Source organism: Streptomyces barringtoniae, from assembly GCF_020819595.1.
GTDB lineage: Bacteria > Actinomycetota > Actinomycetes > Streptomycetales > Streptomycetaceae > Streptomyces > Streptomyces barringtoniae.
Map to the genome: position 1 here is coordinate 1 of NZ_JAJHNP010000037.1, position 14,671 is coordinate 14,671.

The 14,671-nt window shown below is 68.5% G+C and carries 16 protein-coding genes and 1 pseudogene; 7 read left to right on the forward strand and 10 right to left on the reverse strand.

The genetic code is table 11. The features are described 5' to 3' along the window. A partial coding sequence (locus LMU33_RS39285) for an LGFP repeat-containing protein (RefSeq protein ID WP_372478147.1) occupies positions 1-2,002 on the forward strand: 2,002 nt, incomplete at its 5' end. Between the two features lie 69 nt (positions 2,003-2,071). Here the strand turns inward: LMU33_RS39285 and LMU33_RS39290 are convergent. The 6 genes and pseudogenes from LMU33_RS39290 to LMU33_RS39315 form a co-directional block, all read right to left on the reverse strand. Continuing rightward, positions 2,072-2,339: pseudogene (locus tag LMU33_RS39290) on the reverse strand (ATP-binding protein); the annotation flags it as partial. A gap of 331 nt (positions 2,340-2,670) precedes the next feature. Next, a complete protein-coding gene (locus LMU33_RS39295; RefSeq protein ID WP_228626664.1) occupies positions 2,671-3,126 on the reverse strand; it encodes a hypothetical protein in 456 nt (151 codons plus the stop codon). A gap of 15 nt (positions 3,127-3,141) precedes the next feature. Continuing rightward, complete coding sequence (locus tag LMU33_RS39300; protein ID WP_228626666.1) at positions 3,142-4,785, reverse strand: restriction endonuclease fold toxin-2 domain-containing protein; 1,644 nt, start codon at positions 4,783-4,785, stop codon at positions 3,142-3,144. A gap of 202 nt (positions 4,786-4,987) precedes the next feature. Continuing rightward, a complete protein-coding gene (locus LMU33_RS39305) occupies positions 4,988-5,659 on the reverse strand; it encodes a hypothetical protein (protein ID WP_228626668.1) in 672 nt (223 codons plus the stop codon). Positions 5,660-5,985: 326 nt separating this feature from the next. After that, positions 5,986-6,582, reverse strand: a complete 597-nt coding sequence (locus LMU33_RS39310) for a hypothetical protein (protein WP_228626670.1) — start codon at positions 6,580-6,582, stop codon at positions 5,986-5,988. 94 nt (positions 6,583-6,676) lie between these two features. Continuing rightward, complete coding sequence (locus LMU33_RS39315; RefSeq protein WP_228626672.1) at positions 6,677-7,591, reverse strand: NucA/NucB deoxyribonuclease domain-containing protein; 915 nt, start codon at positions 7,589-7,591, stop codon at positions 6,677-6,679. A gap of 792 nt (positions 7,592-8,383) precedes the next feature. On the opposite strand from LMU33_RS39315, the gene LMU33_RS39320 reads away from it, so the two are divergent. After that, the gene (locus LMU33_RS39320) at positions 8,384-9,085 is read left to right on the forward strand and encodes a hypothetical protein (protein WP_228626674.1); all 702 of its coding nucleotides are present in this window, start codon (positions 8,384-8,386) and stop codon (positions 9,083-9,085) included. Positions 9,086-9,112: 27 nt separating this feature from the next. Here LMU33_RS39320 and LMU33_RS39325 read toward each other — a convergent pair whose 3' ends face one another. Further along, a complete protein-coding gene (locus LMU33_RS39325) occupies positions 9,113-9,544 on the reverse strand; it encodes a phage terminase large subunit family protein (RefSeq protein ID WP_228626751.1) in 432 nt (143 codons plus the stop codon). 24 nt (positions 9,545-9,568) lie between these two features. Continuing rightward, on the reverse strand, positions 9,569-9,760 hold the full coding sequence (locus LMU33_RS39330; protein WP_228626675.1) for a hypothetical protein: 192 nt from the start codon (positions 9,758-9,760) through the stop codon (positions 9,569-9,571). 56 nt (positions 9,761-9,816) lie between these two features. On the opposite strand from LMU33_RS39330, the gene LMU33_RS39335 reads away from it, so the two are divergent. Both LMU33_RS39335 and LMU33_RS39340 read left to right on the forward strand, forming a co-directional pair. Beyond that, a complete protein-coding gene (locus tag LMU33_RS39335; RefSeq protein ID WP_228626677.1) occupies positions 9,817-10,014 on the forward strand; it encodes a hypothetical protein in 198 nt (65 codons plus the stop codon). 321 nt (positions 10,015-10,335) lie between these two features. Continuing rightward, entirely contained in the window at positions 10,336-10,737 is a 402-nt protein-coding gene (locus LMU33_RS39340) for an FUSC family protein (RefSeq protein WP_228626679.1), read from the forward strand. A gap of 55 nt (positions 10,738-10,792) precedes the next feature. Here the strand turns inward: LMU33_RS39340 and LMU33_RS39345 are convergent, their stop codons facing one another. Continuing rightward, on the reverse strand, positions 10,793-11,560 hold the full coding sequence (locus LMU33_RS39345) for a zinc-binding dehydrogenase (RefSeq protein ID WP_308280850.1): 768 nt from the start codon (positions 11,558-11,560) through the stop codon (positions 10,793-10,795). A 15-nt stretch (positions 11,561-11,575) separates the two neighbouring features. Here LMU33_RS39345 and LMU33_RS39350 point away from each other — a divergent pair, with 15 nt between their 5' ends. After that, positions 11,576-11,815: a hypothetical protein gene (locus LMU33_RS39350; protein ID WP_228626681.1), complete on the forward strand. Its 240-nt coding sequence runs from the start codon at positions 11,576-11,578 to the stop codon at positions 11,813-11,815. 187 nt (positions 11,816-12,002) lie between these two features. Here the strand turns inward: LMU33_RS39350 and LMU33_RS39355 are convergent, their stop codons facing one another. Then, positions 12,003-13,262 (reverse strand): MFS transporter, encoded by a 1,260-nt coding sequence (locus tag LMU33_RS39355; RefSeq protein ID WP_228626683.1) that lies wholly within the window; start codon positions 13,260-13,262, stop codon positions 12,003-12,005. 140 nt (positions 13,263-13,402) lie between these two features. Between LMU33_RS39355 and LMU33_RS39360 the strand changes: the two genes are divergently transcribed. After that, positions 13,403-14,272 (forward strand): helix-turn-helix transcriptional regulator, encoded by an 870-nt coding sequence (locus LMU33_RS39360; RefSeq protein WP_228626685.1) that lies wholly within the window; start codon positions 13,403-13,405, stop codon positions 14,270-14,272. Between the two features lie 166 nt (positions 14,273-14,438). Next, positions 14,439-14,663 carry a hypothetical protein gene (locus LMU33_RS42155; protein WP_372478148.1) on the forward strand — a complete coding sequence of 75 codons (225 nt, stop codon included), beginning with the start codon at positions 14,439-14,441 and terminating at the stop codon, positions 14,661-14,663. Positions 14,664-14,671: the final 8 nt, after the last annotated feature.

Genomic DNA, 14,671 nt, shown 5'->3' on the forward strand with positions numbered 1-14,671 from the left:
GAACCAAGACGTCGGCTGGAACCCCGGCGGCCTCGTCTGGAAGACCGTGCCGCTCGGAACGACACGATTGCTGAACGACGCGGAGATCTGCCGCGAGACGATCGGGACTGTCGGCATCACAAGCACACCCGTGATCGACGTGGCGACCCAGACCATGTATGTGGTGACCCGGACCTGGGCACGCGGCGGCGCTCCGACTCCGGCTGGTTCGACCGACCTGGCAGGCGACAACTATCTTCACGCCCTCAAGCTCAGCGATGGGACGCCGCGCGTGCCGCCCCGGAAGATCGGGGGGACGGACCCGCGCACCGGCATGACCTTCGACGCCGCCGTCCAGCGTAACCGTCCCGGGCTCCTGCTGCTGAACGGCAAGGTCTACGTGGGTTTCGGCACCTTCCAGTGTGACCAGGGGGTCTATCACGGCTGGATCTTCGGTTACGCAGCCGCCACCCTGGAGGCGACAGCCGTCTTCTGCACGACCCGGGCCACCGCGAACCAATGGGGAGCCGGGGTCTGGCAGTCCGGCAACGGGCTCGTCGGCACCGATGACGGCCATATCTACTTCGAGACCGGCAACGACATCTTCGTGCCTCGGAACAACGCGGAGAAGGCCTCGCCGCCCGCGTCGGCCGACCTCGCGGATGCGTTCGTCAAACTGCGCGTCATCCCGCAATGGCCCGGACTCGAACTGGCCGGACACTTCCAGCCCTCGAACGCCAAGCGACTGCGCGACGGGGACCGGGACAGTAACTACAACCCCACCGGGACTCCATCGCACTGGGGAGACACCGATCTGGGGTCCGGCGGGCCCGTGCTGCTCCCGGGCGGGAGACTGGTCGGGGGCGGCAAGCAGGGCCGCTACTACGTTCTCGATCCGGCGACCATGCGTCTGACGCAGGACCAGACAGCTGCTGAGCCAAAGCTCATCGGGGAGGGTTTCCAGGCGTTTAAGAACACCTTCCATCCCGCCTTCACGGAAGCTGACTACGGCGCCTCCCAAAGCTTCGGTCCGAACATCCATGGTGGCCCGGTGTACTGGCAAGGGCCGGGCCTCGTCTACCAGATGCCAGAGAAGGACAGTCTCAAGGCATACCGCTACGATCCCCGAGCCGGTGTTCTCCACCACGAAAACGGTCCGGTCGCAACGGCCAGTGTCAAACCCGGGGATGACGGGATGCCGGGCGGCCACAGCTCCCTGTCGGCGAACGGGAATCAGGACGGCATCGTCTGGACGATCAGGCCGATTCAGGACGCGACCGCGAACCCTCGGGCGATGGGACAGCTCCATGCCTTCGACGGTCTGACCCTGCGGGAGATCTGGAACGATCCGGAGCTCGAGCGCTTCGCGAAGTTCAATCCGCCGACCGTCGCCGATGGAAAGGTCTTCCGCCCGGTGTGGGCGCACTACAACCTCATGGACACCCGCCCGCCAGGTCAGAACCCGGCGCCGACGGTGGCGGGCCAAGGGAAGGTGGTCGTCTACGGGATCCTCGACCAGCAACGCACAGCGGCACAAGTGGAAGCGCAACGGATGCGTCTTCGGGGCGGCTGGGACCCGGCGCACCGTTGGACGATCGGCGAGCTCCGCGCACGCCTGGGCGGCGCGGGGCTGCTCGCGAGGCCATTGGGCGAGGAGATCACGCTGGACGACGAGCGGCGCGGAAAGCGCCAGGACTTCGTCGGGACTATCTCGAGCGACAGACAGCGGGTGTCCTCGCGCGCGGTTGTCGAGCTCGGGAGGTCGACGTTCCACCATCCGCCGCGGAACGTCGTCGAGATCCTCACGTCGGTCTTCTGGACCGAGGAGACAGGGGCCCACCTTGTTCTCGGCGAGATCCGCGAGGAGTACCTGCGCCAAGGCGGGCCGGCGGGCCGGCTCGGCTACCCAATCGCGAGTGAGAGCAGTTCCCAGGACCCTGGTGGCCGAGTGAGTAGCTTTGAGTGCGGAGAAATCGTCTGGGATCCGCAGGCCGGGGCGGAGACCCGGCTGCATGATCAGTGACGGGCTCCTCGGTCGGGCTCTATGAAGTCACAGAGCCCGGCCAGGGCGACCTTGCTCAGTGGATGGCCAGAAGTAAACGGAGAAGCCGGCCCGGCAGGCGGCGACCGAGAGCACGACCGCGATGTGCGTCTTGCCGACCCCGGGCGGTCCCAGCAGGGCCGCGTTGGCTTTGGCCTCGACGAGGCGAGGTGGCGAGGTCTTTGATCTTGCGGGGGTCGAGTTCGGGCTGGAAGGTGAAGCCGTATTCATCGAGCGTTTTGTGGTGCTGCAGCTTGGACAGCCGAAGGCCCTGGCGGAAGCGCCGGTCGTCACGGACGGCGAGTTCCTCGGCCAGGACGTTGGCCTCACATACGATCGACGTGCTCACGCCGTCGTACGCAGCGGGGCAGGCTCGACAGCAACAGCCGACGTGCCGACCTGGGCGCCGGGTGGCACGCTCCGCCGGGGCCCGGCGCAGCGCAAGAGCCCGGGTGGTCTGGGATTCGCAGCGACGCTGGGCACAAGCCGCCTCGATCGGGGCCGGCGTACTGTCCGGGGCGACGACGTCGGGCTCGGGAAACGCGCTGCGGGACAGTCGCGTATCGCCCGGTTCTGCCGGACTCTAATTGCGTGTCCGCTTCTCGATCTCCCGTCGACGGCTGTCGCTTCAGACACTTCACGTTGGGCAGTCACTCGATCCCGGCAGATGCGAGGTGATGACGAAAGAGGGCCTCGATCTCGGACGCGCTGCCCGTGGCAGGCAGCGCAGAGGGAGTCTCCACCCCGTTCTCCATGACGAAGCTGCTCAGGAACCGCACACTGGCCGGTGAGGGCACGAAGGAGTCGCGAAGCCACTGGGCGAACAAGGCCGCCTCGCCGACGGTCACGTCGATGAGGGTGATGTGCGCGTAGTCGGGTGCGGGCATGGCTGCCGTACCGGCTACGAAGACGCCCGGCGCCGCCTCGATCTCAAAATCGAGGACAGGCACGCTCCGCAAGGAGGACACCGTGGTCTCCAGGAAGGCGCCGGGAAACGCTCGTTGCAGTGCGTCGCGGAACATCTCCAGGCTGGCCTGCCACGCTCCGGGATTGTTCTCGGGGGGAGCGAAGACGAAGTTCGACCTCTGGCTGTACTCGTCTGTCACGGAAATCCTTCAAGCTCAGGGTACGTATCGTGCGGACCCGGTGACGCCGGTCATAGCCATCATCGACTCCCAGTACGCCGCGTTGTCCTTGCCATTGGTCACGATCTCAAGGCCGCGGACCTCCCGGTTCGCGGGATTGTCCATCGCGCTCTGGTACCGCCGGAGTTCTGTCTCGTCTCCGCGGTACATGCCGTCGACCACCGGGTCCCACTTCACGTTGCCCTCGTCATCGACCTTGACCGGCTTGGCCAGGGTCTCGTTGACCCGCTCGATGCTGCGGAAGCTGCGCTTCGCGCAGTCGGGGTCCTGTACGTGTTTCGCCTCCACCAGGTAGCCGTCCGCGGGACGTATGCCGTCGACCATCAGCCCGCGCGTGCGTCCAGGCAGGGGGACTTCCCTCTCGGGATACCCTGCGGTGCGCAGTTGGTAGGCGTTGTTCGGATTGGTGGGGCCTCCGCCGCCGGCGAAGCCTCCGGTGTTCAGCGAGTTCATCCAGGTCCGGAACTGCGTCTGCTCGGCCGGGGTGAGCAGACGGGTGGTGCCGGGTTCCGGTGGGATCGGGTCCTGGGCAGGGATGGCCGGGTCGACCCGGTTGACCATGGGCAGGATGCCGGGGATCTGCCCGGGGTATGAGGCGATCGTGACCGGCACAGGACCCGTCACCGGTACCGGGAGCAGTGGCGGCCCGCCGGGCCAGCCCGGCGGTTGGTCCGAGCCGTGCGGCAGCTTGACCCGCTTCTGTGATGTGTCGAGTGCGTGGGCGACGTCGCCGAGGCGGTGGATCCACGTGTCGTCCAGCACCAGGTTCAGCAGACCGCCGTCGTCTCCGTTGCCGCCGAACATCGGTGAGTCCCACGGCATGTCGACGTGGAAGATGTTGGCCTTGTCGTCGAGGATCTGCCTCTGGGCGCGCTCGACGTGGTCGGCGTACTGGTCGCAGGCTTTGGCGAGCTGGTTGCAGGCGGCCACGAGGTTGGCGACGAGCGTCTCATCGGGGCTGGCCTGTTCCGGCGGGGCGGCGAAGCCGACGAAGTTCTTGAAGTACCAGCGGAAGGCGTCCGCGGCCTGCCCCGAATGCGCCTTGTCGGCGGTGTGGGCGTAGGCCTGCGCGTCCTCCAGGAAGCGCAGCATCATCTTCCCGCCGGCCCGCCATGAGGTGGCGACATCGTGCAGCTTGTCCGGTGAGCCTCGGAACCGGTCGCTCATCCCTGCCGGGGCGTACTGGTCGTACCAGGCCGTGTCACCGACCACCTCGGGCAGATCCTGCCCGAGGTCGATGAAGCTCTCGGGGCAGTCCGCCCTCGGGTCCCCCATGCCGGCGGTCAGATCCACCTGCTTGCCCAGGATCGCGGAGGCGACGCTGCTCTCCCGGGCCATGAACTCACGCGCGTTGCGCATCAGGCCCTTGCCGGTCTCGCCCATCACGTAGGCGCTGAAGCCCATCTTGTCCAGCGTCGTGGCCGCCGCGGGCTTGTACACCTTGGCGAACGCACGGCCGGCGTCGTCGTCCCCGGCCATGCCGTGCTGCCGGTCCAGCTCATGGAAGAGAGCGATCGTGGTGTCCCGGGCACCGATCATGACCGTCGTCACCATGCCCATCGAGGCCTTGATCATCCCTTCGGCGATGACCTTCAGGTCCGGCGGCATCCCCACACGCATCTCCCCCTGCCTGGAGGTGACCGTCCACGGTCACGTGGGTTCCGTTCTACCGCATGGTGATCGCCAATGCCCAGCTCGGCCCTGCCGTCACGGCCCGCCGCGTGCAGCGGCCAGTCAGGAGCAGCCGCTGGCAGTTCTGTGAGCCCAGGTCCGGGGTGGTCCGCACGCCCGGATCCGGCTCCTGTGAGCGGAAACTGTGGCCTCAGCCGAGTCCCAGCCGACTGAGCGCAGTGGTCCAGTCGCTGACAATGGCCTGCTGCGCGGCGTGGAGGGTCACCTTGCCGGAGCAGACCGCGGTGTGCAGCTTGGTCTCCACCGGGTCTTTTTTGTTGTTGATGCCGCCGCCCGGTTTGTGGCCCGGATCGGCCGGCTCCACCCAGAGATTGCGGGCGTCGTTCGGGTCGCCGCCGAGCTGAAGCGAAAGAAGATGATCATACTCGGCGTCCCCGAGGCTGCCCTTGTAGCCGTACGAGGCGGCGTTGGCCGCCTTCTCCTTCCGCGTGATCGCCTCCGGCGGCCGGATGTTCTTGGTGTATCCGCCCTTCCGACAGATCGTCGTGGCCAAGTTCGTCTGCGTCACCGCGGGCGAGGTCGCGCCCGGGGTGCACGTCGGATCCTCAAGGGGCTCGCCCTTTTCGTATCGGTAGTGGCAGCTGCCCGCGGGCGGCTGTTGCTGCACCGTGTACGTCGTCTGCGGCCCCGCACCCACCGGGATCTTCGTCGTACCTGCTGGTACCGCACTCCCCGACGACCCCGCCGCTGACGCTCCGCCCTTTCCCGAGGTATCCGTCCCGGAGTGTGAACCGGATGAACAACCTGCCAGCAGCAGGAAGGAGAGCAGCACCGGTGGCACCGCGCGGCGGATGGAACGCATGACGACCCCTTACGAACGAGCGACAACTGCGCACATGCTCCCCCACCCAGGGGCCCTCTTACCGCCCAGCGTGGGCGCACGGGTGTGCGCCGGGCACGCTGAGACGGCGCGGCGTGCCCGTGCGCCCCGTGCCCGTTCGTTTTGGCGTCGGCGGTGACCGCCACCGCCCGGCGCTGCGCACGGCGGTTGGCCTGCCGGTCCTTTGAAGGGCAGCGCGGTCCAGGGCCTGGGCGGTGAGCATCTTCGTCGCATCGGGTATCGCGCCTTGCGCCGCGGGAGTTGCGATCGCGGTGTCCGACGAGGCGACTACGGCACGGCCAAGGAGGTCAGTCTGGTTGGTTATCGGGGGTGTAGGTGAGGGGGTAGGTCGTGGTGTACTCCTCCACCGGCATGTTCATTTGCGCGGCGTACTCGGCCCGGGCCTGCCGGTCGGCATCCGTGATCTCTGGGTGCAGGCTGGGCGCCTGGGGGGCGCGCCAGAGCTGGACTAGGTGGCGTTCGCCGTGGTCGCCGATGCCCGGTTCGGGGTCGTCGGCGTGGCTGTACAGGCGCATCCGTACCCACTGCTCGCCCTCGTTGGAGGGCGGCACCTCGAGCGGGGGTTCGTCTTCTGGCCAGGCGTCCCAGAACTCGCTCCTGATGACGGCGAGGCACAGTTCGGGGTAGTCGGCGCGCAGGCTGATCTCTTCCGGCGGCTCCCAGTCGTTGCCGCGCTCGGGTGCCGGCGGGCCGTCGTGGACCTGGATGATCATCTGCACGGGGCCGGTGTCGGTGGTGGGCATCACGATGGCGTTGGAGTCGGTGGCCAGGCCGCACCGCCAGCCGAACGGCATCTCCTTCGGCCAGTCGTAGTCGTCGTCGAATCCGATGAGGTAGCCGTTTTCGCCCACATCGACGGTGAACGTCGCTTCACGAACCAGCATGAGACAAGCCTCCTTCAGCGGAGAAGGGTGCCCCCTTGCCCCGGCACAGAGGCGGGAGAAGGGGGCACCCTGACTGGCGGGGAGTCTAGGGCGGTCAGGCGATCACGTAGAACGGGTCGCCGTCCATGACGTGCATCTTGCCGCGCCAGGCGGTGATGCGGCCGCCCTGGCTGCGGTTCTCCTGGATGTGCACCCAGGTGATCTCCCGTTGGTTGGCGGGCAGGTGGGTGCCGCCTTCCTTGGTCGAGGCGAAGGGGTACTCGTCGCACGAGGTGCGGCCGGCGCGCTGCATGTCCGGTGGGGCTGTTCTCGGGCAGACCGCTCTGCGGTTTTTGTCCTCCTGCGTGGGGTTGATCATCCAGTGCAGGGGCTTGCCGCCGTAGGGGTCACCGTAGTGGCCGCCGCTGGAACGCAGCCTGTGGATCCCGTCGTCGATGTAGGGGATGCCGACCATGCTGACCGCGGTGGGCACTTCCGGAATGGCGCACCCGGACCGGTTGGCTTGCCTGCTGCCGTAGTAGTTGTCGCACCGGTAGACGGCCGAGTCGTAGGAGACGGCGCCGGGGGTGTAGCCGGGCTTGGTGAAGGTGTACGAATAGTGCGTCTTCGCCTTGGCGTTGACGCGGCCCTTGGGGATCGCCCCGGTCGTGTAGTCGACGCTGCCACTCGCAGCTCCGCTGTTGAGAACGTGGCCCTGCGGGAAGTGGACGGTGGCCTTGGTGCCGCCCCCGGAAGCCGCGGCGATATCGACGTGGACGCCGTTGCCCGCGCGCGTGATGCGTGCCTTGGAGACGGTGAACTTCTCCGACCAGTTCGCGGAGTTCACCTTGAGGGTCATCTGGTGCTTGACGTCGAAGTCGACGGTGCCCTCGATTTCGGGCCGCCCGTTGATGACCTTGATGACGTCGACGTGGATCGTGACCCACTCGCACTCGCTGTACCGGTTGATCGTGATCTTGTTGGTGGTGCAGGTGGCATTGGACGCCGGACCGGCAGCGAGTCCGTTCACCTGGGACCTGGCCGGGCCGACGGTGACCCGCAGCTGTCCCGCATCGGACTGCTCAGCCAGAGCCGACGGAGCAGCTGTTCCCAGCAGCCCCAGCGCCACAGCTCCTGTTGTGAGCAGAGCTCTCAATTTCAACTTGCGCCCCCTGTGTTGAAGCAGCCGACAGGGGGCCAGCGGTCAACTCTGCGCTACCCCCGTCGCGTTGGCCGCATACAAGCACGCGCAAAACCCAGGATGCATGCCGTTTTGGTCAGTTTCGGCCAAAGATGATCTGTAAACGAACGGGCAGACGACGCCGTGACCAGCAAGCGCCCCTGACCACCGAACTCCCCAGCCACGACCAGCCCACCACGGTCGGCCTGGAAACGCCGGTCGAGTCGCCGGCTCCGGCTCACACGTGGCGCCGGCAGGTGCCACTGGCACCCCAGCGCGCACTCACAGCGCTTCGGCAGGGCTCGGGCGAATACCCAACCTCGGGTACGTGCCGCCGACGGGTTCGCGGGCAGGCTCTGGGTCAGGCGGTCGGCGTTGTCCTCGGTGTCGTTGAGTGCCGAACGGCCTGGCGCAGCAGCTTCTCCACTTCATACCGGTTGAAACGCTTCGCCCTCGCGTACTGAGTCACAGCTGTCTGAACTGCGGCTGATGCCTCGCGCCATGTGCCGCGCTGGTGACTGCGCTCCTCATGGTCATCGAGTTGCTGCAGCTGAGCGTGGGCGGGCCTGGCGCCCCGTCAGTAAAGTGAGCGACAGATCAAGGCCGCCAGCAGCGCGTCCAGACGGGGACATCGGAGAGACAGTGGACAACCCTTTCGCGCCACCTTCTTCCGGCAACGGGCAACAACCTGCATGGTCCGCACTCGACGAGTACCTGTGGCACTCGTGCGACATCATCGCGGACCTGGTTGAGAAGCGGATAGATCAGCGTCCGCTCGTTGCCACCATGGCCCGGCTCGAACCCGGCGATCGCGCGCTGGCTGTCGGGCCTGCTCAGCGACTGACCTGGAGAGCCATCGGGGACGGCAGCTACAGGCACCAGAACACGTTCGCCTTCGGCAGCCCCGCCTTCGTGATCGGCAGCATGGTCGGCTCGGTTGTCGGCAACTCCGCCCGGCGCCGTGCCGCCGCCAACGACGCCCAACCGCGTTGGGTACCGGACGGGCACGGCGAAATCACCGTCACCCCGCGCAAGGTCTACTTCGGCCACCCTCAGAGGCCCCTCGACCTCTTCTGGGTCGGCCTCGACACCATCGACCTCGTCGCACCGGACGTCTTCCAGACCAGTTTCCAGGACGTCTACAACAGCCAGCGGTACATGACGGTGCAGCTCCGCACCCCCTGGGCATCGCTGCTGTTCGTCCTGGCCGCGCTCACCGCGTTTCCTGCCCACCCGCGGCTGCTGGGACGAGGCTGGCTTCCGCCGGATTTCGAAAGCAGATGCGCCCAGTTCGGGCGACCATGTCGCCCGGCAGCCCGTCTCCTGCTGGAACACAGAAAGTGACCCCGAGAGCGATCTTCGGCGTGCCGATTAACGGCGGCCTGTAAGACGACCGTCAGACGGACGTGACGGTCCAGGCACCGAAGCATCCAAGAAGAGATCGGTGAGCGCCCACACGCAGGGGTCGAGCAGGTCCGGCGACTTCTCCTCGGTCTCCGAGGCGCCGACATACGTCGTCATCTGCTCCTCCAGCGCCGCGAACGTGCGCGGCGGGCCTGCGTGGCTGATGCGGGACTGCTCGTACAGCATCGCGAGCAGTGCCGCGCGGGCGCGCTTGCCGCGGGTGGCATGGACGACGCGGCAGGGGACCGTCGGGTCGGCCTCCGCCAAGAGGGCCGGTAGGTAGTCGCCGCTGTTGTTGGCCTCGATGACCACGCAGTCGGCCTGGTGCTCGTGGTAGAGGGCGGCGGCGCGGCGCATCGCGGCCGTGGGGGTGCGGCGGTCCTGCTCGCTGTGGAGGATGTAGCCGCGGGGACGGCGGTCGCCCTACATCTGCTCCAGCGGGTAGGAGCGGCCGGCCACCGTGAAGGCGGTCAGGTCCGCGGTGTCCGTCGTCGTGACGGCCGGGTCGACGGCGACGACCAGGCGGTCGAGCGAAGGGACGGCGGCGCGTGCGACGCGCGGGACGAACCCGGCCTCCTGCGGATTGCGCTCGACGATCTCGACCTCGATGCCCAAGCCACTGCCGTGCGCGGGTCCCGTTCCGCAACGGCGACGGCACCACGGGCACCGACGTGTACATCCGGCCCGCCAAACTCCACGCCACCTTCGCCCAGGACCTCTCCCAGCAGCAGGCGTCCGTCATGGCATCGACGCAGCGCCCGATCGCGCAGTCGGCCTTCAATGACAAGCTCACCGCGGCAGCCTGGCAGGACAAGCCCGTCTACGTGCTCGCCGGCAGACAGGACCGGGCCATCAACCCGAGCCTCTAACGGTACGAAGCCAAGCGCGCACACGCACGCAAGACAGTGGAGATCAACTCCTCACACGTGTGCCTGGTCTCCCATCCCCAAGCCGTCACGGATCTCATCCTCAGCGCGGCCCACGACTCCGGCCACCAGTAGTCGTTCCGTTCCCGGATACTGAAGCGGCGGTCGCAGAATGGCGTTGAAGTCGGGCTCGCCAAAGGCGGGGAGGGGAAGCTGCTGAGGTACTCGATCGAGGTCGGCCTGGCCAGTCTGCTGAGCTACTGGGCGGCCACCAGTATGTGGTCGGGCGCTCACCAGCCGTACGAGGAGGGGCAACTCGGCGGCATGTGGGCTGCGATTTCTACGATTTTCGTGGTCCGGGAATGCAAAAGGAAGAGTGCAACGGCGGCGATCGCTCGCATGTCGGCAATGCTCATCAGCTTCGTACTCTGCCTGGCCTACCTTGTGTTCCTGCCCTTCCATGCGTGGGGCCTCGCCCTGCTCGTGGGGTTGAGCGTCCTGGTGCCCGGGCTGATCGGACGGCCCGGCGACGAAGCGACCGCAGCCATCACCACCACAGTCGTCATGGTCGTCGCGGGACTGAACGCGCACGGGGCCTGGAAACAGCCGCTGCTGCGTCTGGTGGACACGGCCATCGGTGTAGCCGCAGGCATGGTCACGCTGGTCATCGTGGATCAGATCGGCAAGTGGACGGCCCGGGGCCGCACTTCTCCGCGTCACCGCTGAGGACGGACGGTTTCTCGGCACACTCGCCGCGGACGGGCGCCGGCCCAGTCGGCGCTCAGGGCGCGGCGATCGCGTACCGCGGTTTGGTTCCGGGAGGCTCGGTCAGCAGGCTGCCGATGCTCTCGAGCGGGAGGGGTTCGCCGACGAGGTCCTGCCAGGGGAACCGCTCCCGGGTCTCTTCCAGGAAGCCGAGCGCAGCGGTCAGGTGTCGTGGTTCGTAGTTGTGCACGCCGGCGACGGACAGATGACGGCGCACCACGGCCTCCGGCTCGAGAGCTACGGGGGCCCCGGGCAGAACGGCTCCGGCGAGGACGGCGACACCCTGGACATCGAGTGTGCGCAGTCCCTCCTGCAGTGCCCCGGAGGAGCCGGAGAACTCGAGCAACACGTCGAAGGGCCCCGTGTCGGGCATGGTCGGCTGGACGTCGGTGGCACCGAACTGCCCTGCCAGCTCACGCCTGTCGGCGGCGGGGTCGACGGCTGTCACCGACGCCGCTCCGGCCGCTGCGGCAGCCGCGACCGCGGTGAGTCCGAGCATGCCGGCTCCCACGACTACCACCCGCCTGCCCGCCATGCGCGGCGCGCGTTCGACCACCGCCATGACCGTCGCCGTGGCGCATGCGGCCGGTGCGGCGAGCGCGTCCGTCAGGGCGTCGGCGACGATGGCGATCGCCATTCCGCGAGGGAGCAGCACGTGCTGGGCGTAACCGCCGGACAGTTGCCAGTCGAAGTCCCATGCCTCATGACCGGCCTTGCGCACGGTGCGGCAGTTGGCGGTGATGCCGGCCAGGCAGCGGTCGCAGGTGCCGCACGGCAGTGTCACCGACCAGATGACGCGTTGGCCGAGGTCGGCGCGTTCGCCGTAGCGCTCATCGTGCCGCTCATCCTGGCCGGCCCCGGACTCCGGATCGTGACGCTGATCGCCTGCTGCTGTTTCGCGGTCGGCATCGCGATCACCTTCCTGATACGTGAGCCGATCGGGCTCTCCCTCGACGACATCGGCGAGAGCCTCGCCGTCGAGCCGGCGGCGACGCCCGCCGCGGCCGCGATCGCACCGATCGGCGAAGCCCGAGTCTGACCCGGGCCGGGACCGCCCGCCGGACGCGCCGGACAGACGCCGCGGCGTTTTTTCCGCCCCGCGGCGTTCGGAGCCCGGTCGGCCTCGGTCGACCGGGCTCCCTCCCGTTCAGCACCGATCTCCTTGATCACGCCGAACTGTCCGGTGGTCAGGGGGAAGTGGGCAGTCGGGGGCCGACCGGCTCGGTTCACGCGGCGTCCACGGTGTCCACCGCCTCGGCGGGACGTACGGCGTCCGAGGGAGCCGTCGCGTGAGCCGTCGTCCACTGGCCGTGGGCCCACATCAGCAGACCGGCGAGGGGCAGCGCCGTCCCGACGGCACAGACGCCGGTCCAGCCGTAGGCGGTGTGCAGTGCCCCGGTCACGGCGGAGCAGGTGGCGCCGCCGACGAAGACCGTGGTCATGAAGACGGTGTTGACGCGGGCACGGGCGTCACCGCGCAGGGCGTAGATCTCGTGCTGGCTCAGCACCTGGTGGCACTGCACGGCGAAGTCCAGCAGCAGCGCGGCCAGGACCAGCAGTGGCACACTGCCGTGCCCCAGGGCGGCGACCACGAACGCCGACGAGGCGAGCAGCAGCGCCGCGCCGCTGGCACCGCGTCCGTGACCACGGTCCGCGATCCGGCCGGCTATCGGCGCCGCGGCCGCCCCGGCGGCGCCGACCAGTGCGAAGAGAGCAACCTGGACCTGGCCGAAGTGGTGTTCGTCGATCAGCTCGTAGGCAATGGCCGTCCAGAACGCGGTGAACGCCCCGAACATGCTCGCCTGGCACAGCGCCCGGCGGCGCAGGACGGGCTCGCGCCGCACCAGCTCGCCCAGACTCGCCAGGAGCGCGGGGTAGCTGGCCGTGTGGTCAGGTGCGCGCCGGGGCAGCATCCGGCGCAGGACGACGGCGAGGGCCGCCATGAGGACTGCGGAGATCACGTAGACCGCCCGCCAGCCCAGCAGGTCGGCGACCAGGCTCGCCACCGTCCGCGCGAGCAGGATGCCGGTCAGCAGACCGCTCATGACCTGCCCGACGACCTTGCCGCGCTGGTCGGCCGGGGCCAGGTGGGCCGCCAGCGGCACCAGGACCTGCGCGACCACGGAGGTGGTCCCCACCAGCACCGAGACGGCCAGGAGCATTCCGAACACCGGGCTCGCCACGGCAAGCAGCAGCGCCGTCGCGGTCACGAGCAGCGTCCGCGTCGCCAGCCGGCGGTTCTCGACCAGGTCGCCGAGCGGCAGCAGGAACAGCAGCCCCAGGGCATAACCCGCCTGGGTCAGGGTCACCACCAGCGTGGCCGCGCCCTGGCCGACTCCGAAGGAGCGGGCGATGAGTTCGAGCAGCGGCTGCGCGTAGTACAGATTGGCCACGGTCAGGCCGCAGGCCACCGCCAGGACCCGGGTCAGTGCCGGATTCATCCGCTGCGGTGCGGCCGGTTCGGGCGCACTCACCAGTTGACGCATGCGTTCTCGCCTTCCATACGAAGTTTCGGAAGCAACGCTAGGAAGGCGGGAAGCGGCGAAGAAGGGTGTGCTCCACCCCCTCTCAGCCAGGGTGCAACACACCCAGGACGGCCGGCCCGGCCGGCGGTACGGTGACCCGTATGACGAGGGCAAACGAGCTCGGAGACTTCCTGCGCGCCCGCCGCGATCTGGTCGCACCCGAGGAGGCGGGCCTGCCGTCGCACACCTCCCGCCGGGTCAAGGGCCTGCGCCGGGAGGAGGTGGCGCTGCTCGCCGGAGTCAGCACCGACTACTACACACGCCTGGAACAGGGCCGCGAACGGCATCCTTCGGAGCAGGTACTCGGTGCCGTGGCCCGCGCTCTGCGCCTCGACGACGCCGCCTCCGCGCACCTCTTCCAGCTCGTCCAGCCATCGCCGACGACCGCCGGCACGCCGGTGACCACCGTCAGCCCCGAACTGTCGCGGCTCATGGACCACTTCCTGGACCTGCCGGCCTGCGTCGTCGGGCCCGCGCTGGACATCCTGGCCGCCAACCCGGCCGGGCGGCAGCTCTTCAGCGGTTTCGCCACGATGGACAACCAACTGCGCATGCTGTTCCTGGATCCCGCCGGCCGTCGCTTCTACCGGGACTGGGAGCGCGCTGCCCGCGGCATGGTCAGCAATCTGCGCGCGCAGTCCGCGCCGTTCCCCGACGACCCGCGCATCGCCCAGGTCATCGGTGAACTCTCCCTGCGCAGCCCGGCCTTCGCCGAGCTGTGGGCCCGGTACGACGTACGACCCTGCACCAGCGACGACAAACCGCTGTGGCACCCGCAAGTCGGCGAGATGTACCTGCACTACGAGTCGTTCACCGTGGCCGGCGCTCCCGGCCAGCGGCTGCTGGTCTACTCCGCCGAACCCGGCACCCCGAGCGCCGACGCCCTCGTCCTGCTGGGCACCCTCGCCGACGCCACGCCGCGCGGCCGATCCCGGAGGGAATCCGCCCCCGCGGCGCGCACGGCCTCATGACGACTCCGAGCGTTGTGGCGCGCACCTGTCCCGGGTGATGCCGGCCGCGGCGCCCGGACAGCCTGTACCGCGGCGGGCACGGCTTGTGCGGCGTGACGCCTGAGGCCTCGGACCATACAATTCGGGTAGCCATGTCCGTCATTGCGGACGCATGAGAGGCTGCCTCATGGATGGTATTGCCGACATGGGAGGCACCCTGGGCTGGGGCCCCTTGCATCCGCCGCAACGCGACGAGCCGGTCTTCGCGGAGGGCTGGCAGCGCAAGGCGTTCGCGTTGGCCATCCTCTCCAGCCGTATCGCCTCCGGCGGCATCAACACGGACGCCTTCCGGCACGCGCTGGAGCGCCTGGACCGGGCCGCCTACCTGGACGACGGCTATTTCGGGCGCTGACTCAACGC

Coding starts and splice junctions, on each gene's coding strand:
- LMU33_RS39355 (WP_228626683.1), bottom strand. CDS start 13,262: ATGCGTCAACTGGTGAGTGCGCCCGAACCGGCCGCACCGCAGCGGATG.
- LMU33_RS39300 (WP_228626666.1), bottom strand. CDS start 4,785: ATGCGTGTGGGGATGCCGCCGGACCTGAAGGTCATCGCCGAAGGGATG.
- LMU33_RS42155 (WP_372478148.1), top strand. CDS start 14,439: ATGGATGGTATTGCCGACATGGGAGGCACCCTGGGCTGGGGCCCCTTG.
- LMU33_RS39310 (WP_228626670.1), bottom strand. CDS start 6,582: ATGCTGGTTCGTGAAGCGACGTTCACCGTCGATGTGGGCGAAAACGGC.
- LMU33_RS39360 (WP_228626685.1), top strand. CDS start 13,403: ATGACGAGGGCAAACGAGCTCGGAGACTTCCTGCGCGCCCGCCGCGAT.
- LMU33_RS39340 (WP_228626679.1), top strand. CDS start 10,336: ATGTGGGCTGCGATTTCTACGATTTTCGTGGTCCGGGAATGCAAAAGG.
- LMU33_RS39305 (WP_228626668.1), bottom strand. CDS start 5,659: ATGCGTTCCATCCGCCGCGCGGTGCCACCGGTGCTGCTCTCCTTCCTG.